Consider the following 22,234-nt stretch of genomic DNA (forward strand, 5'->3'; position numbering starts at 1 on the left):
GGCACCCGGCGTGTCACACTCGAGGACGCTGGAGAACGCCGGCGACCGTCCACCCGTCCCCAGGTTCGACCCTGTCCCAGCCCGGTCCCCACGCCGGTCGGCCGAGGAGCACACGTCATGGACCGCCCGCCACCGGCTGCTGCCGCGGCCGCGTTCGCCGGCGATGCCGACCGCGTCCAGTCCGCCCGGCGCCTCGTGACGGCCAGCAGCAACCCCGCGCTGGACCGGCTGGCCGAGCTCGCCGCCCGCCTGCTGGGGGCACCCGCCGCCCAGGTCTCCCTGCTGTCCGACGTCCAGACCATCTCCGCAGCCGTCGGGTCGGCCGCCGAGGGTGTCGCGGGTCCCGGGCAGCCGACGCCGCTGGCGGACTCGCTGTGCACCGTGACGGCGACGTCAGCCGGGCCCCTCGTCGTCACCGACGCCCTCGCCGACGCGCGCGTCAGCGGGCTGCCGCCCGTCACGAGCGGCGCCGTCCGCGCCTACCTGGGGGTCCCCCTGCGGGGTCAGGACGGGCACGTCGTCGGCGCGCTGTGCGTCTTCGGGCCCGACGTGCGGGAGTGGGCGGGGTCCGACGTCTCGCTGATCACCGCGCTGGCGAGCTCCGCCGTGACCGAGCTGGAGCTGTCGGCGCTGTCCGTCGACCTCGAGGCGGTCCGCGTGCGCCACCAGCTCGCCGTCAGCGCGGGCGGGGTCGGCACGTTCGACTGGGACCTCGGCACCGGCAGTCTCACGTGGGACGAGAACCTGCTGCAGATGTTCGGCTACGCCGCCGACGACTTCGGACGCACCATCGAGGCGTTCAACGGCCGCGTCCACCCCGACGACCGCGCTCGCGTGACCCGCGCCCTGCAGGAGTCCATCGACACCGTCGGGCCCTACGAGGCGGAGTACCGCATCGTCCTCCCGGACGGCACCACGCGCTGGGTCCGGGCGAAGGGGCAGTCCCTGGCCGACGAGTCCGGCCGCGCCGCGCGCGTGCTGGGGGCGGCGTACGACACGACGGCGGCGCGTGACGAGGACGCCCGCATCGCCCGTGTCCTGGAGTCGATGTCGTCGGCGTTCTTCTCCCTGGACCGCGAGTTCCGGTTCAGCCACGTCAACGGCGAGGCCGAACGCGTCCTGGGGCGTTCGCGCGCGGACCTGCTGGGCGGCAGCGTCTGGGAGCTGTTCCCCGAGGCCGTCGGGTCGGAGTTCGAGACGCACTACCGCGCCGTGGCCGAGACCGGCGTGCCCGCGACGTTCGAGGCGTTCTACCCCGCGCCCCTCAACGCGTGGTTCGAGGTGCGGGCCTGGTCCGACCCCGACGGCCTGTCGGTCTCCTTCCTCGACGTCACCGAGCGGATGCGCGCGCAGCGGGCGCTGGAGGCGGCGCACGCGGCCACGGCCGACGCGGCCGAGCGGTTGCGGCTCATCGTCCGCGTCAGCGAGGACCTCTCCTCCACGCTGGACGTGGAGGAGGCGTACGCGCGGCTCGCCCAGCACCTCGTGCCGGCGCTGGGGGACTGGTGCCTCGTCACCCTCGTCGACGAGGACGGTGGGCTGCGCGACCTCGGTTGCCAGCACGCCGACGCGGCCCGCCGCGACCTCGTCGAGCAGTACCGCGAGGCGCGCCTGCAGGCGCTGGAGTCGAGTTCCTACCTGTTCCGCGTGTGGCGCACGGGCCAGCCCACCGGGGTCGCCGCCGGTGCCACCGAGTCCATCGCGGCGCAGCTGGCGCCGGGTTCCACGGCCCGGGAACTCCTGGAACGGCTGGCGCCGCAGGCGTTCGAGTGCCTGCCGGTGCGCGCTCGCGGGCGCACGGTCGGGCTCATCAGCCTGTTCCACGACCGGGCGGCAGACCGGCTCTCGGCCGAGGACCTCCTGCTGGCGACGGAGGTCGGCGACCGCGCGGGTCTGGCCCTCGACAACGCCCGGCTCTACTCCCAGCAGCACCGGGTCGCCGAGGGGTTGCAGCGCAGCATCCTCACGCCGCCGGTCCAGCCGGACCACGTGCAGGTCGCGGTGCGGTACCGGCCCGCGGCCCGCGCCGCGCGCGTGGGGGGCGACTGGTACGACGCCTTCCTGACCCCCGACGGCGCCACGGTGCTCGTCATCGGCGACGTCATGGGCCACGACATCGACGCGGCCGCCGCCATGAGCCAGGTCCGTTCGCTGCTGCGCGGGATCGCCTACAGCACAGGGGCTTCGCCGGCGCGGGTGCTGTCGGGCCTGGACGCCGCGATGGAGGGCCTGGACGTGGGGACCACGGCGACGGCGGTCGTGGCCCGCCTGGAGCTGTCCGGGGAGCGGACCCACGTGCGCTGGTCCAACGCCGGGCACCTCGACCCGCTCGTCGTCAGCCCCGACGGTTCGGTCCGGTCGCTGGACTCCGGGGCGTCGGAGCTGCTGCTCGGCATCGACCCGACCGCCGCCCGTTCCGACCACGTCGCGGTGCTCGAACGCGGGTGCACGGTGCTCGCCTTCACCGACGGCCTCATCGAACGCCGGGACATCCCGCTGGAGGAGCGCATCGCGCTGCTGCGCTCGGTCGTCGCCGACCTCGCGGGACAGAGCCTGGAGGACCTCCTCGACGGCGTCCTCGAACGGCTCGTCCCCGGCGAGCACGAGGACGACGTGGCGCTGCTCGCGTTCCGGCTGCACCCCCTCGAGGGCGACCGGCCGGCGGAAGCAGGCCCCGAGCGCGTGCCCCGGGGCCTGCCTCCCGTGCGCTGATCAGCGTCCGGGGGAGTCCTGGTCGCGCAGGTCCTCGAGACCGGTCAGCAGGCTCTCCAGACCGAGGTGGAACGCACGGGCGGACCGGTCGCCCGGTTGCGCCTTGGTCGCCCGGATTGCCCGCGAGAGCGGGGAGTCGGGACGTCCCGAGTCGGCCCAGACCTCCACGGGCGCACCGGCGTCCAGCGCCGAACCGAGGACGAAGTTGTCGAGCACCGTGACGGCGTGCAGGAGTTCCTCGTCGTCGAACCCGGCGTCGTGCAGGACCCGCGCCAACGTCTCGTAGCTGGCCAGGGTCGACGGGTGGGTGACGGTCTGCGCCGTCATGAGCGGCACCGCGGCGGGGTGGGCCACGAACGCCGAGCGGTACCGCCCGGCCCAGCGCCGGACGAAGTCCTGCCAGCTCTCACCGGGCAGGGGTTCCTCGGGCATCGCCTCCTCGGTGAGCAGCCCGCGCAACCCCTCGACGAGTTCCTCCCGCCCGCCCTTGAAGTGGTGGTAGAGCGAGGAGGTCCCGACGTCGAGCTGCCGGGCGAGCTTGGGCAGCCCGAGTTCCCCGGTCCGGTCGAGCTGCTCGAGCGCGGCACGCAGGATCTGCTCGCGGGACAGGAGCGGGGTGCTGGGACGGGCCATGGGGATCTCCGGTGGTTCAGGCGGGTTGCTGCTGGGTGATGCAGTGGATGCCGCCGCCGAACGCGAACACGTCGCGGGCGTCGACCGGGACGACGGTGCGTCCGGGGTACGCCTGTTCCAGGACGGAGCGCGCCTGCGCGTCGCGCGGGTCGTCGAACGCGCAGGCCACGACGACGGAGTTCGCCACGTAGTGGTTGACGTACGAGAAGTCCACGAGTTCCCCGTCGACCTCCGCCGTCTTCGGTGCGGGCAGTTCCAGCACCTGGAGTCGTCCGCCCCGCGCGTCGGTCGCGGACCGCAGGAGGTCGAGCACCTCCCGGCTCACGGCGTGGTCGGGGTGCCCGGGGTCGGGCTGGGTGTGGACCACCACGCGTCCGGAACTGGTGAAGGCCGCCACGATGTCGACGTGCCCGCGGGTGCCGAACTCGCCGTAGTCCGCGGTCAGCCCGCGCGGCAACCAGATCGCGGTGGTGGTGCCGAGCTGGCGGTGCACCTCCGCCTCGACGCGTTCCCGCGTCCACCCCGGGTTGCGGAACGGGTCCAGCTGCACGGTGTCGGTGAGCAGCACCGTCCCGTGGCCGTCGACGTGGAACGCACCCCCCTCCTGGGTGAGGTCGGAGGTGCTGACCGCGGTCCCCGCCAGGTCGGCGACGGCCCGTGCGGCGAGCGCGTCGCGGTCCCAGCGGGCCCACGACTGCGCACCCCACCCGTTGAAGCGCCAGTCCACCGCGACGGGTTTGCCGCCCTCGCGGGCGAACGTGGGTCCGGAGTCGCGCAGCCACGCGTCGTCGAGGGGGACCTCGGCCCGGTCGACGCCGGCGTCGAGGAGCTCGCGGGCCGCGGCGGTGTCGCCGGGGTCCACCAGGACGGTGACGGGTTCGTGCGCCGCGACGGTGTTCGCGACCGCGCTCCAGGCCCGCCGGGCCCGGGCCAGGTCGGGTCCGCCCTCCTCCCCGAACGTGGGGTTCGGGGTGGGGAACGCCATCCACGTGCGCCGGTGGGGCGCCCACTCCGCCGGCATGGCGCGCGCGCTCGTCGTGGGGCCGTCCTCGGGGAGGGTCATGGGGTGGAGGACCTCCGGTCAGGCGCGGTGGACGACGGAACCGTCGACCACGGTGAGGTGGACGGGGGACTGCGCGAACTCGTCGGGGTCGGCCGTCAGCGGGTCCAGGCCGAAGGCGGCGAGGTCGGCCCGCGCACCCGCCCGCACCGTACCCGCCCGGCCGCTCAGCCCCGCGGCGGCGGCCGCGTGCGTGGTGTACCCCTCCAGCGCCATGAGCGCGGTGAGGGCCTGCCCGGGCAGGACCGGTTCCTCCTGCGCCCGGCCGGCCGTGCGGCGCAGGCGGGCGTCGGCCATGACCGCCCGCGGGTCGAACGGGGCGACGGGCCAGTCCGACCCCAGGGCCAGCCGGGCGCCGGCGTCGCGCAGGTCGCGCGTGCGGAACGCGCGGTCGGCGCGCACCTTCCCCAGGCGCCGGGACCAGTTGTCGCTGTGGTCGGCCTTCGTGAAGTGCGTGCAGTGGGTGGGCTGCATGCTGGCCGTCACGTCGAGGCGGGCGAACTGCTCGACGAGGTCGTCCGGCAGCGTCTCGATGTGCTCGATCCTGTGTGGCACACGGGGTCCGCTCCCCGCGCTGAGACCCGCGACGGTCCGCAGGACGTGGCGGATCCCCGCGTCCCCGATCGCGTGGGTCACCGTCGGCACCCCGTGGGCGGTGAGGTGCCCGACGGCCGCGGTGTACTCGGCGGGGTCGGGCCAGAAGGGGGCGGTGGACTCGCCGTGCGTGTCGGCCTCCTCCAGCCACGCCGTGCCCCCGTCGATGGTCCCGTCGACCATGAACTTGGCACCGTCCACGGCCCACCGGCGTCCGGCGCTGCGCTGCAGGTCCACGACGTGGTCGAGGTGGTCCCGGCCGTGCTGCGGCATGACGAACGGCGCGAAGCGCAGTCGGATCGGCAACCCCGCGTCCTCCTGCGCCACCGCCCGCACGAGGTCTGCGGAGTCGCCCTCGAAGTCCATCGCGTTCGCCCCGACCAGACCCACGGCGGCCATCGACTGCAGCAGGTGGCGGAACCGGCGGCGGCGCTCGGCCGGCGCCTCGGACGGGAGCAGGTCCCCGACGAGGTCGACGGCCTCCAGTTCCAGCAGGTGGCCCGTCGGGTGTCCGTCGGCGACGACGACGGACGCACCGGACCGGAAACCCCGGGGGCCGGTGATGCCCGCGAGTTCCAGCGCGCGGGGCGAGACGAGCGCCGAGTGCGCGTCGAACAGGGTGATGTGCACGAGGGCGTCCGGGCCGAGGGCCGTCACGAGGGGTTCGTGCGTGATGGGGGCGCCCTCGAACGCGTTGGGGTCCAGCCCCCAGCCAAGGACCCAGGCGCCGCCCCGCACGTCGGTCCCGGCGTCGGCGACGCCCGCGCGCAGCGCCTCGACGAGCTCACCGCGCGTGCGCACGCCGGACAGGTCGATGCCGGCGGTGAGCACGAGGCCCATGACCGGGTGCACGTGCCCGTCGACGAGGCCCGGGGTCACGGTGGCGGCGCCGAGGTCGACGACCTCGGTGTCCTTCGTCCGCCAGCCGGCGACGTCGGCCCGGTCCCCGACGGCCGTGACGGTCCCGTCGGCGATGGCGACGGCCTGGGCGCGCGGGCGCGCCGGGTCCAGCGTGTGGACGGTGTCCGCGACGACGACGAGCTGCGCGGCGGTCACGACTCGCCGCCGATGCGGGTGTAGAGGTCGGGACGCCGGGTGCGCAGCAGCTGCGCCAGGACGATGCCCAGCAGGAGGGCGGCGGGGACGATCGCGACCAGGACCACGTTCGTCGAGGTGGGTGCGCCGGTCAGCAGACCGACGTAGCGCACGAGGAGTCCGGTGGCCACGGCCAGCAGGACGGAGGCCAGCACCGAGACCCACTTCACGAGGGCGCTGACGTCGGGCCGGCGGCGCAGGTACACCACGACTGCGATGCTCGTGAGGGTCTGCAGGAGCATGACCCCGATGGCGCCCGGCGTGTTCACGAAGATGACGAGCTGGCGGTACGGGTCGGCGTGGATGAGTGCGGCGATCGCCACGACGACGCCGGCGAGGACGCTCTGCGCCGCGCCGGCGCGGGCCGGCGACGCGTAGCGCGGGTGGGCGTGGCCGAGCGCGGCGGGCATCAGGCCGTCCTTGGCCAGGGTGAAGGAGTACCGGTTGATGGCGTTGTGGAACGCGATCTGGGCCGCGAGGACGCTGGTGAGGACGAGGACGGCCATGACGTCGGTGGCCCACGCGCCGGCGTACCGGTCCATCACCGACGTGAAGAGCGCGACGGGGTTCGCCCCCGCGGCGGCGCGCGCGTCGGCATCGCCCAGGCCCTGGATCACGGCCCACACGACGAAGGCGTAGAAGAGGCCGAGGAACGCGACGGCACCGTACGTCGCACGGGGGATCGACCGCTCCGGGTCCCTCGCCTCGCGGCGGTACAGCGCGGTGGACTCGAACCCGGCGAAGGCCGCGAAGCAGAACCCGAGGATGCCGACGAGGCCCGGGTCGGTCAGCGCGGGGGCGCTGAAGGACGTCAGGTGCAGCCCGTTCGCGCCGCCCTCGGCCACGATGCTCACGGCGAGGACCGCCAGGATCGCGGTCTCGGCCGCGAGCAGCACGCCGAGCAGCTTCGCGCCGATGTCGATGCCGCGCCGGCCCAGCGCCCAGACCACGGCGATGGCGGCGAAGGCGTACAGCCACCACGGCAGCACGAGACCGGTGAGGCGGGCGACGGTGGCCTGGAACTGCAGGCCGAGCAGGCCGTAGACCCCGACCTGCAGGGCGTTGTACGACATGATCGCGACGAGACCTGCTGCGGCGCCGAAGCTCCGGCCCAGGCCCAACGTCACGTAGGAGTAGAACGCACCCGCACCGCCGGTGAGGCGGGTCATCGTCGTGAAGCCGACGGCGAAGATCGCCAGGACGACCATGGCGGTGAGGTAGCCGGCCGGGGCGCCGATGCCGCCGATCGCGATGGCCAGGGGGGCGATGCCCGTCAGCACCGTGAGGGGTGCGGCGGCGGCGACCACCATGGCGGTGATGCCGGTGGCCCCGAGGGAGCCCTTGAGCTGGTCGGTGCCGGTGGGGCCGGGGGGAGCGGCGGGGTGAGCTGACGACGCGGTGCTGATCACAGGGTCCATCACGAGGTCCTCCTGGGTGAGGTGCTCCGTTGCACGACCGGAGCCTAACCGAAACCGTGTCGGTTATGGTGCCTTTCCCGCGAGTCCCTCGTGTTCCGCCCACGTTTCGGTCGTGTGACGTCGTCCCGCCCCGCCGCAGCGCTCCCGGGCGTCAGCCGACGGCACCGCCGGTGAAGTCGAGCAGGACCTTGCTGGCCACGCGCCGGTCGCCCGCGAGGTCGAACGCCGGGACCGCTTCGTCCACGGGGACCCGGTGGGTGAGCACGGCGTCCACGGGGAGGTCGCCGGCGAGCAGGTCGACGGCGGTGCGGATCTCGTCGGTGAAGCGGAACGCGCCGCGCAGGTCGACCTCCTTGGTGACCAGGAGGTTCCCGGGGGCGGGCACGTCGCCCGGCGGGAGCAGCCCGACCTGCACCACCACCCCGCCGCGGACGACGTGGCGAGCGCAGGTGCCGAGCGCCGGCGGGGCGCCGGACGCCTCGATCGCCACGTCGACGTCGAGCGGTTCGGTGCCGTCGAGGTCGCCGGCGTGCACCGTCGACGTCGCTCCGCAGCGCCGGGCCACCTCCAGCGCCTCACCGACGAGGTCGCTGACGACGACCTCCGTCGCGCCCGCGTGCCGGGCCGCCGCGGCGACCAGGACGCCGATCGGACCGGCGCCGGTGACGAGCACGCGGCGACCCCGCAGGTCCCCGGCGCGGGAGACGGCGTGCAGCGCCACCGCGAGGGGTTCGGCCAGCGCCGCCCGGTCCAGGGCCAACCCGGCCGGCAGTTCCACGAGCTGGGCCGCCCGCACGACGACGACGTCGGCGAAACCGCCCTGGACGTGGGGGAGGTGCGCGGCGCTGCCGAGGTAGCGGGTGGCAGGGCAGGTGTTGGGCCGGCCGGCCCGGCACTGCGCGCACTCCCCGCACGGCGTCGCGGGGTGGACGGTGACGGGGGTTCCGACGGGTGGGCCGTCGACCCCCTCGCCGAGTGCGGCGACCGTGCCGGACACCTCGTGCCCGAGCGTCAGGGGTTCGCGGATCGAGTAGTCGCCGACGCCACCGCGGTGGACGTAGTGCAGGTCGGACCCGCAGATCCCGCCGAACGCGATCCGCACGGCGACCTGCCCCGGCCCGGGGTGGGGGAGCTCGTGCTCCTCGACCCGGACGTCTCCCTTGCCGTAGGCGATCACAGCACGCACGTCATGCCTCCGTCCACGTAGACGACCTGCCCGTTGACGAAGTCCGACGCGGGGCTCACCAGGAACAGCAGCGTGCCGACGAGGTCCTCCACGTTCCCCCACCGGCCGGCGGGGGTGCGGCCCCGTACCCAGGCGCTGAACTCCTCGTCCGCCACGAGGGCCGACGTGAGTTCGGTGTCGAAGTACCCCGGGCCGATCGCGTTGACGCACAGGCCGTGCGGCGCGAGGTCGGCGCACATGCCCTTCGTCAGCATCTTCAGCCCGCCCTTGGTGGCGGCGTAGGGGGTGATGCCGGGACGTGTCACCTCGCTCTGCAACGAGGCGACGTTGACGATCTTCCCGCGCCCGCGGGAGGCCATGGCCCGGCCCACCGCGCGACCCACGAGGAAGGCGCTCGTGAGGTTCGTGGCCAGCAGCCGGTGCCACGCCTCGTCGGGGAAGTCCAGGAACGGCGCGCGGTGCTGCGCGCCGGTGTTGTTGACGAGGACGTCGAGCGGGCCGACCTCGGCCTCGGTGCGCGCCACGCCCTCGCGCACCGAGTCCGCGTCCGTCCCGTCGAAGGCGACCGCGTGCACGGCGTCCCCGAACCGTTCGGCCAGCCCCGCGCGGGCCTGCTCGAGCCGGTCGGGGTCGCGGCCGTTGAGGACGACGGTGCAGCCCGCCTCCAGCAGGCCGGTGGCCAGGGCGTGGCCGATGCCGCGGCTGGACCCGGTCACCAGGGCCCGTGAGCCACTGACGTCGAACAGGGGGTGGATCACGGTGCTCCTCGTCTCGAACGGGCCGTACCGGTCAGCGACCCCAGAGCGTCGCGTAGGCCTCGCGGTACCCCGCAGGGTCCCACGACGTCGTGCTGCCCACGTTGTCGGCGTCGGTGATGTGCACCGCCGGGACGTACCCGCTGTCGGGCTGACCGGCGAACGCGCGGTTGAACTCGTCGACGATCTGCCAGCCCTCCTGGTTGAGGGGTTCGGGGATCGTCGCGGCCTGGAACTGCTGGCCCGCAGCGCGCAGCGGGGTGGCCGCGTCGGTCGAGGTCACGAGCGCAGGGCCTCGCCGACCCTGGCGTGGACGTCGTCGACGCTGAGGTGAGCGGGGGTGACGTCGGCGCTGAGACGGGGGCGGTCGGCCGTCATGGCCGGTGGCCGCACGGAGGCGTTCGACCGGGTTCGTCCGTGTTCGACGCGATGGGGTCGGTCGTGCGCCACCTCGGCCCCGTCGGGAGCGGTCAGCTGGAGGTCGAGCGGGAGCGGCTGGTCAGCGGCGAGTTCGCGCCCGGAGGGCTCTCGGAGAACCAGCACCACGAGCCCCGAACAGCTGGTCGACGAAGGCCGTGACCGGCGTGAACGCACCCACGGCCCGGGCGGACTCGAGCGCGAAACCCAGGCTCTGTGCAGGTGCCGGGGGAGTTGTCGCGGAACCCGCAGGACGAAGCACGAGGGAGGATTCTGCGGGGGTGACGGTGTTCCGACAGCCGGGTGGACCGTGCTCGCTGACACTCGGACCTGCGGCTAGTCGCCCTGCCCCGTCCCGGGATGCGCCTTGAACCACACATAACCCACCGAAGCCGTTGCAGGACAATGTGTTCGTCTTGTTCGAACCGGCCCTGAGCGGTAGGATCAGGACATGACGGCGACGATTCAGGAGCACGCGGGACACCCCGCAGGTTCCGTGCCGCCGACGCGGTCGCCGCGGTTCCCTCTCGACGCCGACGGCTTCACCGACCTCGACCTCGACGCCCACCTCGCCGCCTTGCGCCGCGCCGCCGACCAAGCCCACGCCCGCGAACTGCTCGGGCTGGCCGACCTCATCACCCAACTCACCACCCACCCCCACCCCGACCAGGCCGGGGAACTGTCCGACCGCCGCATCCAGATCATGGGCCGCCACCACGGCCACCCCTTCGCGGCCTGGACCCCACTGCAGGCGGCGATCGAACTGGTCGCCCTGCACCACTCCCGCGGCTGCGGCGTCCCCATCGAAACCGCCCTCACCCACGTCTGGACCGCTCACGCCGCCGGCACCGCCGAACGCCCCGTCTGGGAAGCCGTCGCCGCCGGTGAGGTCACCGCCCGCCAGGCCCGCACCATCCTGGCCCAGTCCCGCCGCCTGGCCGCCCACACCGGGACCGTCGCCGCAGACGCCGACGGGGAGGTCACCGAAGGGCCCGCGCTGCTGGAGGGGGAGGCTCTCACCCAGGCCCTGGACCGGTTCCACACCAGCGCCCTGGCCTGGGCGCGCGAGGGCAAGGTCGGCTCGGCCCTGCACGGCCGCTGCTTCCGGCTGCTGGAACGGATGACCCCCCACCACGAACGCGTCGTCCGCCACACCCGCCACCCCGGACGCGAGGCGGTGCTGACCGACTGCGAGGACGGCGCCACCGCCCACCTGTCCCTGGAGCTCCCCCTGGGCCTGGGACGGCGGTTGATGACGTTCGCCACCGCCTGCGCCGACGCCACCACCGACCACACCAAGACCCACGGCCTGCACGACACCCGCGACCACGCCACCAGGGTCAACGACGCCCTCGTCGACGTCCTGCGCGACGGCCTCACCCGCTGGACCCCCGCCACCTCCGACCAAGCCCACCAGCAGCCCGCTGACGCGGACCACCCGGTCACGACCGGCCGCAGTCACCGGCCCGCGACCAGCGTCCACGTCCTGCTGCGCGTCGACGCGACCACCCTGTTCGGCACCGACGAGAACAACGGCGGGGAACTCCCCGAGGACGCAGCCTGGGTCGACGGCCTCGGCCCCGTCAGCATCGACACGGCGCGGGAACTGGCCGCCGACCCCGACGCCACCTGGCGCAAGGTCGTCACCGCCCCCGGCACCCGCGACGTCATCGACGTCGCCGCCGACGTCTACCGCCCCTCCGCCGCGCTGCGGCGGTTCATCGTCGCCCGCGACGAGACGTGCCGCGGCCCGGGGTGCGTGCGACCGGCCGCGGACTGCGACCTGGACCACGTCGTCCCCTGGCCAGAAGGACCCACCACCGCCGACAACCTTCAAGCGTTGTGCCGGACCCACCACCGGTTCAAGACGCAGTTCGTGTGGGAACACGTCGACGACCGGGCGCGGCGGGTCGCGGCGCTGCGCGCTGCCCGCGAGGCCGACGACCCGCCACCGTTCTAGGGTTGCGATCACGCGCCGTGGCGAACCGCGGAGGTCTGCGTGAATTCGTCCTGGGCAGGCAGGCGCTGACGGCGTTGCCGTCACTGCTGCGCCACCCCGGTGCGACGCCGGACTCGTACTTCGTGGTCCGTCACGGGGTTCCTCGCTGTCGCGTACGCTCTCGTGGAGGAGGGCCTCGTCGACCAGACGGTCTTCAACCCCGGGTACCTCGGGCTGCCGGACTTCGCGGACTGGGCGGCGGTTCCCGGGCTCGGCAGCACGCTCGTCCCCATCGTCGTGGTCGAGGCCTTCGACACCGGGTGCCCGCGCCCTGGTTGCGGTGGCGGGGGCTGACACTCGTCACGGCCGTCTTCCGTCGTGGGCTGCGTGGGTTTGGGCGTCCTGCAGGCCGTCGACCTCCGCTTCGTCGGCACGTGGCCGCAGTTCGCCGTCACCACCACGGCCGTGCTGGGTCGGAGCGTTCACCGTGACCAGTGGCTTGTGGCTCGTCGACCTCCCCGGGGGCGGGTGGGTGACGGCCGGGGGAGGGGCTCTCGTCCTGTTCTTCGGGCTCGTCCTCCTCGTGCGGGAGTCCCACCGCCCCGGCTGGGGGCCGGCGCACCACCTCGCCGCCGCCACGCGCCCTCGCGACGTACTTGTGGCCGCCGGTCGCCGCCCTGGCGTGGCGGGCGCGCCGCACTACGCTCGGGACATGATCCTCATCGTGGTGAAGTGGCCCGTGAAGCCCGAGCTGTCCGACCGCTGGCCCGAGCTCGTCCGCGAGTTCACCGACGCCGTCCGCGCCGAGCCGGGGAACCTCTTCTTCGACTGGTCCCGCAGCGTCGAGGACCCCAACCTCTGGACCCTCGTCGAGGGCTTCCGCGACGACGAGGCCGGGAAGACGCACGTCGCGTCCGACCACTTCCAGAAGGCGATCTCGGAGATGCCCGACCACGTCGCCGCCCAGCCGCAGATCATCTACGTCGAGGCCCCGGACGTCGCCGGCTTCGGGCCGATGGGTGAGGTGCAGCCCCGCTGACGCGATTGCACCAGCGGTGAAGATCGGCCGATCTTTCGAGGTCTGAGCCCTGTCGAGGGGTTCGCGCTTCCCGGATCGTGGGGTTCGACGACGACCCACGATCCGGGAGACGAGCCTTGACGACGCAGCTGGACGCGCCCCTCACCACACGGTCCGACGTGAACCCCCAGGTCCTGTCCTGGGTGCAGGACATCGCGAGGCTCACGGAGCCGGACGCGGTGGTCTGGTGCGACGGGTCCCAGGAGGAGTTCGACCGGCTCACGTCGCAGATGGTGCAGGCGGGCACCCTCATCCGCCTCAACGAGGACCTGCGACCCGGTTCCTTCCTGGCCCGCTCGACGACGACCGACGTCGCCCGCGTCGAGTCGCGGACCTTCATCGCCTCCCAGGAGGAGCGGGACGCCGGCCCCACGAACAACTGGCGCGAACCCACCGCCCTGCGCGAGGAACTGGACGAGGCCTTCGCGGGCTCGATGCGCGGCCGGACGATGTACGTGGTCCCGTTCTCGATGGGCCCGGTCGGCGGCCCCATCTCCCAGCTCGGCGTGCAGGTCACCGACTCCCCGTACGCGGTGGTCTCGATGCGGATCATGACGCACATGGGAGCCGAGGCGCTGGCCGCGATCACCCCCGGGACGGCGTGGGTCCCCGCGGTGCACTCCGTCGGCTTCCCGCTGGTGGACGACCGCGGTGTCGCCCGGGACGACGTCCACTGGCCGTGCAACGACCTCAAGTACGTCGCCCACTTCCCCGAGACCCGGGAGATCTGGTCCTACGGTTCCGGGTACGGCGGGAACGCGCTGCTGGGCAAGAAGTGCTTCGCGCTGCGCATCGCCTCCGCGATGGCGCGCGAGGAGGGCTGGCTGGCCGAGCACATGCTGCTGATCAAGGTGACCGACCCGCAGCAGCGGCAGTTCCACCTGGCCGCGGCGTTCCCCTCGGCGTGCGGCAAGACGAACCTCGCGATGCTGCGTCCCACCGTCCCGGGCTGGACGGTGGAGACGATCGGGGACGACATCGCCTGGATGCGCCCGGACGCCGACGGTCGGTTGCGGGCCATCAACCCCGAGGCCGGGTTCTTCGGCGTGGCCCCGGGCACGGGCTGGTCGACGAACCCGACCGCCATGGAGATGCTGCGCGAGAACGTCATCTTCACCAACGTGGCCCTGACCGACGACGGGGACGTGTGGTGGGAGGGGATGACCGACGAGGTCCCCGAGCACCTCGTGGACTGGCGCGGTCGCGACTGGACGCCGGCCTCGGGCACGCCGGCCGCGCACCCGAACGCACGGTTCACCGTCTCGGCGTCGCAGTGCCCGTCGCTGGCGGACGACGCCGACGACCCCGCCGGGGTCGTCGTGGACGCCGTCCTGTTCGGCGGCCGCCGCCGCACGAACGTGCCACTGGTGCTGCAGGCCGAGGACTGGCGCGCCGGGGTGTTCCTCGGCGCCTCGATCTCCAGCGAGCAGACCGCCGCGGCCGAGGGGACCGTCGGCGAACTCCGGCACGACCCCTTCGCGATGCTGCCCTTCGCCGGGTACGACATGGCGGACTACTTCGGCCACTGGCTGGGCATGGGCGAGCGGCTCGCGCAGACGCCCGCGGTGTTCGGCGTGAACTGGTTCCGCCGCGGGGACGACGGCCGTTTCCTGTGGCCGGGGTTCGGGGAGAACTCCCGCGTCGTGGAGTGGATCTGCCGGCGCGTGGCCGGATCGGTCGACGCGGTGCGCACGCCCGTCGGACTCGTCCCGGCACCCGGTGACCTCGACGTCACGGGGCTCGACGTCCCCGCCGAGGACCTCGCCGAACTGTTCGCCATCGACCCCGCCGCCTGGACGGCCGAACTCGACGAGCTCGAGACGTACTTCGCCCGCTTCGGGGACACGCTCCCCGCCCCGATCTCGCAGCGGTTGCACCAGCTGCGGACCGACCTGACCGCCGCGAACTGAGGAGACGACCCCGCATGTCCGACCAGACCCAGCCCGCCGACGACCTCGGCTGGTCCCTCAAGCTCGGCCTGGCCGAGGCGATGGTGCCGCTCATCGGCCGCCTGCACCGCGACCACGGGGTGACGGCGACGGTCCACGGCCGCAGCCTCGTCGGCAAGTCCGTCGTCGACCTCATCAAGGCGCACCGCTTCGCCCGCCGCGTCGACGACGTCGAGCTGAGCCTGGAGGGCAGCCTCGAACTGCTGCAGGTGCTCTGCCGCCTGCCGTTGGCCCCGGCCGTCATCGACCTCGCCCGGCTCACCGGCGTGGGGGACGAGGCCGCGGTCCGGGAACTGCTCGCCCCGCTGGCGCAGCAGCAGGCCCCCGCGGGTCGGCGCGACGTCGTCCTGTACGGGTTCGGCCGGATCGGTCGCCTCCTCGCCCGCATCCTCGTCGAGCAGGGCCAGGACCCGTGGGGTCTGCGGTTGCGTGCCGTCGTCGTCCGCCGCGGCGGGGCCAACGACCTCGTCAAGCGGGCCAGCCTGCTGCGCCGCGACTCCGTCCACGGTGCCTTCGCGGGCACCATCACGGTGGACGAGGAGAACGAGCGCATCCACGCCAACGGCACGACGATCCAGGTCATCTACTCCGACGACCCGGCCACCGTCGACTACGCCGCCCACGGCATCCACGACGCGCTCGTCATCGACAACACCGGCCGCTGGCGCGACGCCGAAGGGTTGTCGCAGCACCTGCGCAGTGGAGGGGTCGGACGCGTGCTGCTCACGGCACCGGGCAAGGGTTCGGTGAAGAACGTCGTCCACGGGCTCAACCAGGACACGCTGTCGGAGTCGGACCGGATCGCCTCGGCGGCGTCGTGCACGACCAACGCGATCGCCCCCGTCCTGAAGGTCGTGAACGACCGCTTCGGGATCCTCCGGGGCCACGTCGAGACGGTGCACTCGTTCACCAACGACCAGAACCTCATCGACAACTTCCACAAGGGCGACCGCCGCGGACGGTCCGCGGTGCTCAACATGGTGCTCACCGAGACGGGCGCGGCGAAGGCCGTGGCGAAGGCCCTCCCCGAGCTCGAGGGCAAGCTCACCGGGAACTCCATCCGAGTACCCACCCCCGACGTGTCCCTCGCCGTGCTGCACCTGACCCTGCGCGAGTCCGTCGAGAAGGCCGACCTCAACGAGTACCTGCGCCAGGTCTCGCTCGACTCCCCGTGGCAGGACCAGATCGACTACACCGACTCCCCGGAGGTCGTCTCGACCGACTTCATCGGGACCCGCAAGACGGGGGTCGTCGACGCACTGGCGACCATCACGGCGGGGGACACCGTCGTCCTGTACGTCTGGTACGACAACGAACGCGGCTACTGCGAGCAGGTCCTGCGGGTGGCCCGGACGTTCCAGGGGCTGGACCGGCAGGTGTTCCCGCCGGTGGCGTCGGGGCTCGCGACTCAGACGGGCGGTTCCGGGTCGTACTGGACGTGACGACGCACCTGGCGGGCCCGGTCCACCGAGGAGAGCCGGGCCACCAGGTGCAGGGCCATGTCGATGCCGGCCGAGACGCCCGCCGACGTGACGACGTCGCCGTCGTCGACGAAGCGGTCGTCCGGCCGGAGCTCGATCGTGGGGTCCAGCTCGGCCAGCAGGTCGAGCGAACCCCAGTGGGTCGTCGCCGGCCGGCCCGCGAGGAGACCCGCGGCGGCGTAGACGAGGGCGCCGGTGCAGACGCTCGTCATGAGCGGCACCGAGCGGCGCTGGGTGCGCACCCAGTCCAGGTGCGCCTCGTCGCGCAGCTGCGGCCGCGTGCCGCGACCGCCGGGGTGCAGCAGCACGTCGAACGCCGGGGCGTCGGCGAAGGAGTGGGCGGCGGTGAACTGCAGCCCCTTGGCCGCGGTGACGGGTCCGCCGTCGCGCGACAGTGTCGTCACCTCCCAGCCGTCCTCGTCGAACTGCTGGGTCCAGCAGGCCAGCACGTCCCACGGCCCGACGGCGTCGAGTTCCTCCACACCGTCGAAGAGCACGATCCCGATCCGCCGCACGTCGCTGTCCGCCACGGGGTCATCCTGGAGGAGGGATGAACTCCGCCGCCAGTCGTTCCGAACCCCGGGCGAGCAGGACGACGTCCGCGCCGACGAGGACGAACCGGGCCCCGGCCTCGACGTACCGGTGCGCGAGCGCGGGGTCGAACGCGTTGACCCCCGCCGGCCGGCCCGCGGCGCGCACGTCGGCGAGGGTGCTGAGGACCGCGGCCACGACGTCCGGGTGGCCCTGCTGACCCAGCAGCCCCATGGACGCTGCGAGGTCGGCGGGGCCGACGAGGACACCGTCGATCCCGGGCGTCGCCGCGATGGCGCGCGCGTTCCGCACCCCGTCCGGCGTCTCGACCTGCACGAGGACCGACACGTGGTCGGCGGCGTTCCGGAGGTAGCCCTCGACCCGGTTCCAGCGTGCGGACCGGGCCAGCGCGCTGCCCACCCCGCGCCGCCCGAGCGGGGGGTAGCGGGTGGCGGCCGCGACGTCCGCTGCCTGCTCCGGGGTCGAGACCATCGGGACGAGCACCGTGCGCGCGCCGAGGTCGAGGACCTGCTTGAGCAGCACCTCGTCGGCCGCCGCGACGCGCACGACGGGGACGACGGGGTACCCGGAGACGGCGTGCAGCTGGGTCAGCACGGACTCCAGCCCGTTCGGCGCGTGCTCCATGTCGACGAGCACGAAGTCCAGCCCCGACCCCGCCATGATCTCGGCCGCCACGGGGGAACCGGAGCAGACCCACCCGCCGAACAGGGGCCGGTCGGCGGTCTGCAGGGCGTCGCGAAGGGTCAGTGGAAGCGGCACGAGATCGTCCCCAGTCGTCCGTAGTCGGCCAGCACGGTGTCGCCGGGTTCGATCCACACCGGCCGGGTGAAGGACCCGGCGAGCACGACGTCACCCGCGGCGAGGCCGTCGTCGTGCTGCGCGAGCTTGCGGGCCAGCCACGCCACCCCGGTCGCGGGGTGGTTCAGCACGGCCGCTGCGACCCCCGTCTCCTCGATGGTCTCGTTGCGGTACAACAGAGCCGAGACCCAGCGCAGGTCCACGGCGTCGGGGGCGACGGGGTTCCCGCCGAGCACCATGCCGCCCATGGCGGCGTTGTCGCTGATGGTGTCGACGATGGTGCGTCCGGCCATCTCCAGCCGCGAGGAGAGGATCTCCAGCGCCGGGACCACGTACTCGGTGGCGCGCAGGACGTCGAACACGCTCGTGTGCGGGCCGCTGAGGGGTTCGCGCAGGACGAACGCGAGTTCGACCTCGATGCGCACGTTGGAGAACCGGGCGTGATCGACGACGCTGCCGTTCTCGAACACCATGTCGTCGAAGACCGCGCCGTAGTCGGGTTCGGTGATGCCGGTGGCCTGCTGCATCACCTTCGACGTCAGCCCGATCTTGCGGCCGACGAGCCGGCGGCCCGCGGCGACCTGCCGGCGGCGCCACTCGTTCTGGACCGCGTAGGAGTCCTCCACCGTCATGCCGGGGTGCCGGGCGGTGAGCAGGGGGACGGTCGTCCGGTCGCGTTCGGCGGCGGCGAGTTCGTCGGCGATGGCGGTGACGGTCTCGGGGGGCAGCACGGTTCAGGCCTCCTGCTCGTAGCGGGCACGCCAGTGGGCGTTCATCGGGAACAACCCGTCGACGGAGTTCCCGGCGGCGACCTGCCCGGCGATCCAGGCGTCCTCGGCCTCCTGGGCGAGCGCGGCCGCGACGACCTCCTCGACGAGGGCGCGGGGGACGACGACGACCCCGTCGCCGTCCCCGACGACGACGTCACCGGGCTGCACCGTCGTCCCGCCGCAGGCGATCGTGACGTCGGTGTCCCACGGGACGTGCTTGCGGCCCAGGACGGCGGGGTGGGCGCCACGGGAGTACACGGGGATGCCCACGGCGCTCACGGCGGCGTGGTCGCGGACACCGCCGTCGGTGACGACGCCCGCGGCGCCGCGGGCGTGGGCGCGGATCGCGAGGATGTCGCCCAGGGTTCCCGAGCCGGTCTCCCCGCGCGCCTCGATGACGATGACCTCGCCCTCGCCGACCGTGTCGAACAGCCGCTTCTGGGCGTTGAGACCCCCGCCGTGGGAGGCGAAGAGGTCGGTGCGGTGGGGGACGAAGCGCAGCGTGCGGGCCAGCCCGACGAGCTTGCGGTCCGGGTGGTTCGACGTCACCCCGTCGACCGTCACGTCGTCGAGGCCCCGCTTGCGCAGCTGGGCCGAGAGCGCCGCGGTCGGGACCCGTTCGAGGTCGGCGCGCAGTGCGGGGGACAGGCCGTGACCGGGGAGCCCGGCGGCCTCGCGCGAACCCCACGCCTCCTCGCGCTGGAGGTCGTCGACGGCGGGGCCGGACCCGAGGGCGGGGTCGAACCCGTGCTCGCCCTGGACGACCGTCGTGCGCAACCGGCCGGTCGCAGGACCTCCCGGCACGTCCACCTCGACCTCGACGACGTCCCCCGGCACGACGACGCCCGCACCGGCCGGGGTTCCCGTGAGGACCACGTCGCCGGTCTCGAGCGTGAGGTGCTGGGACAGGTCGGCGACGATCTGCGCCAGCGGGAACAGCAACCCGGCCGTCGTGTCCTCCTGGACGAGGTCGCCGTTGACCCAGGTGCGCACGCGCAGGGCGGCGGGGTCCAGGCCCCGCGCGGGCAGGACCGCGGGCCCGAGCGGGGTGAACCCGTCGCCGCCCTTGGAGCGGACGTTCGAGCCCTTGTCGTTGCTGCGCAGGTCGTACAACCCCAGGTCGTTCGCCGCGGTGACGCCGGCGACGTGGTCCCAGGCGCGGTCCACGCCCACCCGACGGGCGGGTTCGCCGATGACGAGGGCGATCTCGCCCTCGAACCCCAGGAGTTCGGTGCCGAGGGGACGTTCGACGGTGCCGCCGCCGGAGACCGAGCTGGACGGTTTGAGGAAGTAGGACGGGTGCGCCGGCCGGCGGCCGCGCTGGGCGGCGCGGGAGGCGTAGGCGAGGTGGACGGCGAGGACCTTCCCCGGCCGGTGGGGGAGCGGTCCGGACGAGGACGGCATCTGCGCACTCCTTCGTGGGTCGTGTGGTCCGACCGTCGGGCTGACGGCCGCCCGCGTCAAGCGCACCGGGCCGAGGTGCCTCCTCGGCGACGACGAGGAAGCCGGTCCTTGCGCACCGTCGAGCTGGGCACCTACCGTATCGCCGAAGATATACGATCTGTCGAGCGTCGAGGAGGACGTCGTGCCGGGTCCGGAGGCGGGTGTCGCCACGTCGAAGGTGGAGCTCGCCTACGAGCTCGTCCGCGGGCGCATCGTGTCGGGCGCCTACACGCCGGGGTACCGCCTCGTGCTCGGGGCGCTCGCCCGGGAGCTCGGCTCGTCCCCGGTGCCGGTGCGCGAAGCCGTGCGGCGCCTGGAGGCCGAAGGGCTGGTCGAGTTCGAGCGCCACGTCGGCGCGACCGTCCGGGGACTGGACCCCGTGGAGTACCGCTGGACGATGGAGACGCTGGCCGTCGTCGAGGGGGCGGCGGTGGGGCAGGCCCTGCCGCTGCTCACGGCCGACGACCTGGCGGAGGCGAGGCGGCTCAACGAGCGGCTGCGCGCCGAACTCGCCGGGTTCGACCGCGGGGAACCGGACACCCAGCTGTTCAGCCAGCTCAACCAGCGACTGCACCGCACGCTGGCGGGCCGCTGCCCCAACCCGCACCTGCTCGAGCTCGTGGACCGGGGCTGGCACCGCCTCAGCACGCTGCGCACCAGCGTGTTCTCCCTGGTCCCCGACCGTACGCACCAGTCGGTGGCCGAGCACGACGCCCTGCTCGACCTCATCGCCTCCGGCGCCCCCGCCGCCGAGGTGGAGACCGCGGCCCGGGAGCACCGCGCGGCCACCCTGCGCGCCGTGCTCGTCCACGAGGCCACCGCCCGCAACCCCGAGGAGACCCTGTGACCGCTCGCCACGTGCCGGACGGCCTGCCCACCCACCTGCAGCACTTCATCGACGGCGAACTGCGCGACTCGGCCGACGGGACCACGTTCGACGTCCTCGACCCCGTGTCGAACGAGACGTACGCCACGGCCGCCGCCGGCGGCGCCGCCGACGTCGACGCCGCGGTGCGGGCCGCGCGCCGGGCGTTCGACGCCGGCACGTGGTCCGAGCGGCCCGCCCGCGGCCGCGCCCGCGTCCTGAACGCGATCGCCGACCTCGTCGAGGCCTCGGACACGCGGCTCGCCGAGCTGGAGACCTTCGACACCGGGCTGCCCATCACCCAGGCCCTGGGGCAGGCGCAGCGCGCCGCGGAGAACTTCCGGTTCTTCGCCGACCTCGTCGTGGCGCAGTCCGACGACGCCTACAAGGTGCCCGGCAGGCAGGTGAACTACGTCAACCGCAAACCCGTCGGCGTGGCCGGGCTCATCACGCCGTGGAACACGCCGTTCATGCTGGAGAGCTGGAAGCTCGCGCCCTCCATCGCCTCCGGCTGCAGCGTCGTCCTCAAACCCGCCGAGTTCACCCCGCTGTCGGCGAGCCTGTGGGCGCAGATCTTCACCGAGGCCGGCCTGCCGCAGGGGGTGTTCAACCTCGTCAACGGCATCGGCGAGGACGCCGGGGACGCGCTCGTCAAGCACCCCGGCACCCAGCTCATCTCCTTCACCGGCGAGACGACGACGGGGCAACTGATCTTCCGCAACTCCGCGACGCAGCTCAAGGGGTTGTCGATGGAGCTCGGCGGGAAGTCCCCGGCCGTCGTGTTCGCGGACGCCGACCTCGAGGCGGCCCTGGACTCGACGCTGTTCGGGGTGTTCTCCCTCAACGGGGAGCGGTGCACCGCGGGGTCGCGCATCCTCGTGCAGCGCAGCATCTACGACGAGTTCGTCGATCGGTACGCCACCCGGGCGCGGAACATCGTCGTCGGGGACCCGCACGACCCGCGGACCGAGGTCGGCGCCCTCGTGCACCCCGAGCACTACGAACGGGTGCTGGGGTACGTCGAGGTCGGCAAGACCGAGGGGCGCCTCGTCGCCGGCGGCGGGCGACCGGACCACCTTCCCGTCGGGAACTACCTCGCGCCCACCGTCTTCGCCGACGTCCCCTCCACCGCGCGGATCTTCCAGGAGGAGATCTTCGGTCCCGTCGTGGCCATCACGCCGTTCGAGGACGAGGCCGACGCCGTGCGGCTGGCCAACGACGTCAAGTACGGCCTCGCGGGGTACGTCTGGACGTCCGACCTCACGCGCGGGCACCGCGTCGCGCACGCGATCGAGGCCGGCATGGTGTGGCTGAACTCCCACAACGTCCGCGACCTGCGCAGCCCCTTCGGCGGGGTGAAGGCCTCCGGGCTCGGCCACGAGGGCGGGTACCGGTCGCTGGACTTCTACTCCGAGCAGCAAGCCGTCCACATCACGCTGGGCGACGTCCACACCGCGCGCTTCGGCGCCCACTGAACCCCCGGGAGCCC

18 protein-coding genes and 1 pseudogene are annotated in these 22,234 nt (G+C 73.4%); 8 read left to right on the forward strand and 11 right to left on the reverse strand.

The window, feature by feature from the left end; translation table 11 throughout:
- Window positions 1-117 precede the first annotated feature (117 nt).
- On the forward strand, window positions 118-2,712 hold the full coding sequence (locus AB1207_RS15210; RefSeq protein ID WP_367639227.1) for a SpoIIE family protein phosphatase: 2,595 nt from the start codon (window positions 118-120) through the stop codon (window positions 2,710-2,712).
- Here AB1207_RS15210 and AB1207_RS15215 read toward each other — a convergent pair whose 3' ends face one another.
- The 7 genes and pseudogenes from AB1207_RS15215 to AB1207_RS15245 all read right to left on the reverse strand — a co-directional run.
- Window positions 2,713-3,345 carry a TetR/AcrR family transcriptional regulator C-terminal domain-containing protein gene (locus AB1207_RS15215; protein WP_367639228.1) on the reverse strand — a complete coding sequence of 211 codons (633 nt, stop codon included), beginning with the start codon at window positions 3,343-3,345 and terminating at the stop codon, window positions 2,713-2,715.
- A gap of 16 nt (window positions 3,346-3,361) precedes the next feature.
- Window positions 3,362-4,408 carry an agmatine deiminase family protein gene (locus AB1207_RS15220; protein ID WP_367639229.1) on the reverse strand — a complete coding sequence of 349 codons (1,047 nt, stop codon included), beginning with the start codon at window positions 4,406-4,408 and terminating at the stop codon, window positions 3,362-3,364.
- A gap of 18 nt (window positions 4,409-4,426) precedes the next feature.
- On the reverse strand, window positions 4,427-6,055 hold the full coding sequence (locus AB1207_RS15225) for an amidohydrolase (RefSeq protein ID WP_367639230.1): 1,629 nt from the start codon (window positions 6,053-6,055) through the stop codon (window positions 4,427-4,429).
- Window positions 6,052-7,512 carry an APC family permease gene (locus tag AB1207_RS15230; protein WP_367639360.1) on the reverse strand — a complete coding sequence of 487 codons (1,461 nt, stop codon included), beginning with the start codon at window positions 7,510-7,512 and terminating at the stop codon, window positions 6,052-6,054. Before AB1207_RS15230 ends, AB1207_RS15225 begins: the two co-directional genes overlap by 4 nt.
- Window positions 7,513-7,663: 151 nt before the next feature.
- Window positions 7,664-8,698 (reverse strand): L-idonate 5-dehydrogenase, encoded by a 1,035-nt coding sequence (locus AB1207_RS15235; RefSeq protein ID WP_367639231.1) that lies wholly within the window; start codon window positions 8,696-8,698, stop codon window positions 7,664-7,666.
- The gene (locus AB1207_RS15240) at window positions 8,686-9,456 is read right to left on the reverse strand and encodes an SDR family oxidoreductase (RefSeq protein ID WP_367639232.1); all 771 of its coding nucleotides are present in this window, start codon (window positions 9,454-9,456) and stop codon (window positions 8,686-8,688) included. Before AB1207_RS15240 ends, AB1207_RS15235 begins: the two co-directional genes overlap by 13 nt.
- Window positions 9,457-9,487: 31 nt before the next feature.
- Window positions 9,488-9,691 (reverse strand): annotated as a pseudogene (locus AB1207_RS15245) (substrate-binding domain-containing protein); the annotation flags it as partial.
- A 630-nt stretch (window positions 9,692-10,321) separates the two neighbouring features.
- Between AB1207_RS15245 and AB1207_RS15250 the strand changes: the two are divergent.
- The 5 genes from AB1207_RS15250 (at window position 10,322) to AB1207_RS15270 (ending at window position 16,278) form a co-directional block, all read left to right on the forward strand.
- On the forward strand, window positions 10,322-11,830 hold the full coding sequence (locus tag AB1207_RS15250; protein ID WP_367639233.1) for an HNH endonuclease signature motif containing protein: 1,509 nt from the start codon (window positions 10,322-10,324) through the stop codon (window positions 11,828-11,830).
- Window positions 11,831-11,992: 162 nt separating this feature from the next.
- The gene (locus AB1207_RS15255) at window positions 11,993-12,163 is read left to right on the forward strand and encodes a hypothetical protein (protein ID WP_367639234.1); all 171 of its coding nucleotides are present in this window, start codon (window positions 11,993-11,995) and stop codon (window positions 12,161-12,163) included.
- Window positions 12,164-12,296: 133 nt separating this feature from the next.
- Window positions 12,297-12,848, forward strand: a complete 552-nt coding sequence (locus AB1207_RS15260; RefSeq protein WP_367639235.1) for a putative quinol monooxygenase — start codon at window positions 12,297-12,299, stop codon at window positions 12,846-12,848.
- Window positions 12,849-13,006: 158 nt separating this feature from the next.
- The gene (locus AB1207_RS15265) at window positions 13,007-14,797 is read left to right on the forward strand and encodes a phosphoenolpyruvate carboxykinase (GTP) (protein ID WP_367639236.1); all 1,791 of its coding nucleotides are present in this window, start codon (window positions 13,007-13,009) and stop codon (window positions 14,795-14,797) included.
- Between the two features lie 14 nt (window positions 14,798-14,811).
- The gene (locus AB1207_RS15270) at window positions 14,812-16,278 is read left to right on the forward strand and encodes a glyceraldehyde-3-phosphate dehydrogenase (protein WP_367639237.1); all 1,467 of its coding nucleotides are present in this window, start codon (window positions 14,812-14,814) and stop codon (window positions 16,276-16,278) included.
- Here AB1207_RS15270 and AB1207_RS15275 read toward each other — a convergent pair.
- From AB1207_RS15275 to AB1207_RS15290, 4 genes are read right to left on the reverse strand one after another with little or no spacing between them, the layout of a single operon-like run.
- Window positions 16,245-16,832, reverse strand: coding sequence for a DJ-1/PfpI family protein (locus AB1207_RS15275; protein WP_437178954.1), 588 nt, complete (start codon window positions 16,830-16,832; stop codon window positions 16,245-16,247). The two genes, AB1207_RS15270 and AB1207_RS15275, sit on opposite strands and share 34 nt — an antisense overlap.
- 19 nt (window positions 16,833-16,851) lie before the next feature.
- Window positions 16,852-17,628: an HpcH/HpaI aldolase family protein gene (locus AB1207_RS15280; RefSeq protein ID WP_367639239.1), complete on the reverse strand. Its 777-nt coding sequence runs from the start codon at window positions 17,626-17,628 to the stop codon at window positions 16,852-16,854.
- Window positions 17,613-18,398, reverse strand: a complete 786-nt coding sequence (gene hpaH, locus AB1207_RS15285; protein WP_367639240.1) for a 2-oxo-hept-4-ene-1,7-dioate hydratase — start codon at window positions 18,396-18,398, stop codon at window positions 17,613-17,615. Before hpaH ends, AB1207_RS15280 begins: the two co-directional genes overlap by 16 nt.
- A gap of 3 nt (window positions 18,399-18,401) precedes the next feature.
- Window positions 18,402-19,841: a fumarylacetoacetate hydrolase family protein gene (locus tag AB1207_RS15290; RefSeq protein WP_367639241.1), complete on the reverse strand. Its 1,440-nt coding sequence runs from the start codon at window positions 19,839-19,841 to the stop codon at window positions 18,402-18,404.
- A 181-nt stretch (window positions 19,842-20,022) separates the two neighbouring features.
- Between AB1207_RS15290 and AB1207_RS15295 the strand changes: the two genes are divergently transcribed.
- Both AB1207_RS15295 and hpaE read left to right on the forward strand, forming a co-directional pair.
- Complete coding sequence (locus AB1207_RS15295) at window positions 20,023-20,727, forward strand: GntR family transcriptional regulator (RefSeq protein WP_367639242.1); 705 nt, start codon at window positions 20,023-20,025, stop codon at window positions 20,725-20,727.
- Window positions 20,724-22,220, forward strand: coding sequence for a 5-carboxymethyl-2-hydroxymuconate semialdehyde dehydrogenase (hpaE, locus tag AB1207_RS15300; protein WP_367639243.1), 1,497 nt, complete (start codon window positions 20,724-20,726; stop codon window positions 22,218-22,220). Before AB1207_RS15295 ends, hpaE begins: the two co-directional genes overlap by 4 nt.
- Window positions 22,221-22,234: the final 14 nt, after the last annotated feature.

It is taken from the genome of Kineococcus endophyticus (genome assembly GCF_040796495.1).
In the GTDB taxonomy this organism is placed as follows: Bacteria; Actinomycetota; Actinomycetes; order Actinomycetales; family Kineococcaceae; genus Kineococcus; species Kineococcus endophyticus.

Bases quoted from the DNA above. Each gene is read 5' to 3' on its own strand.
- AB1207_RS15290 (WP_367639241.1), bottom strand. From the start codon at position 19,841: ATGCCGTCCTCGTCCGGACCGCTCCCCCACCGGCCGGGGAAGGTCCTC.
- AB1207_RS15220 (WP_367639229.1), bottom strand. From the start codon at position 4,408: ATGACCCTCCCCGAGGACGGCCCCACGACGAGCGCGCGCGCCATGCCG.
- AB1207_RS15210 (WP_367639227.1), top strand. From the start codon at position 118: ATGGACCGCCCGCCACCGGCTGCTGCCGCGGCCGCGTTCGCCGGCGAT.
- AB1207_RS15250 (WP_367639233.1), top strand. From the start codon at position 10,322: ATGACGGCGACGATTCAGGAGCACGCGGGACACCCCGCAGGTTCCGTG.
- AB1207_RS15230 (WP_367639360.1), bottom strand. From the start codon at position 7,512: ATGGACCCTGTGATCAGCACCGCGTCGTCAGCTCACCCCGCCGCTCCC.
- AB1207_RS15270 (WP_367639237.1), top strand. From the start codon at position 14,812: ATGTCCGACCAGACCCAGCCCGCCGACGACCTCGGCTGGTCCCTCAAG.
- AB1207_RS15215 (WP_367639228.1), bottom strand. From the start codon at position 3,345: ATGGCCCGTCCCAGCACCCCGCTCCTGTCCCGCGAGCAGATCCTGCGT.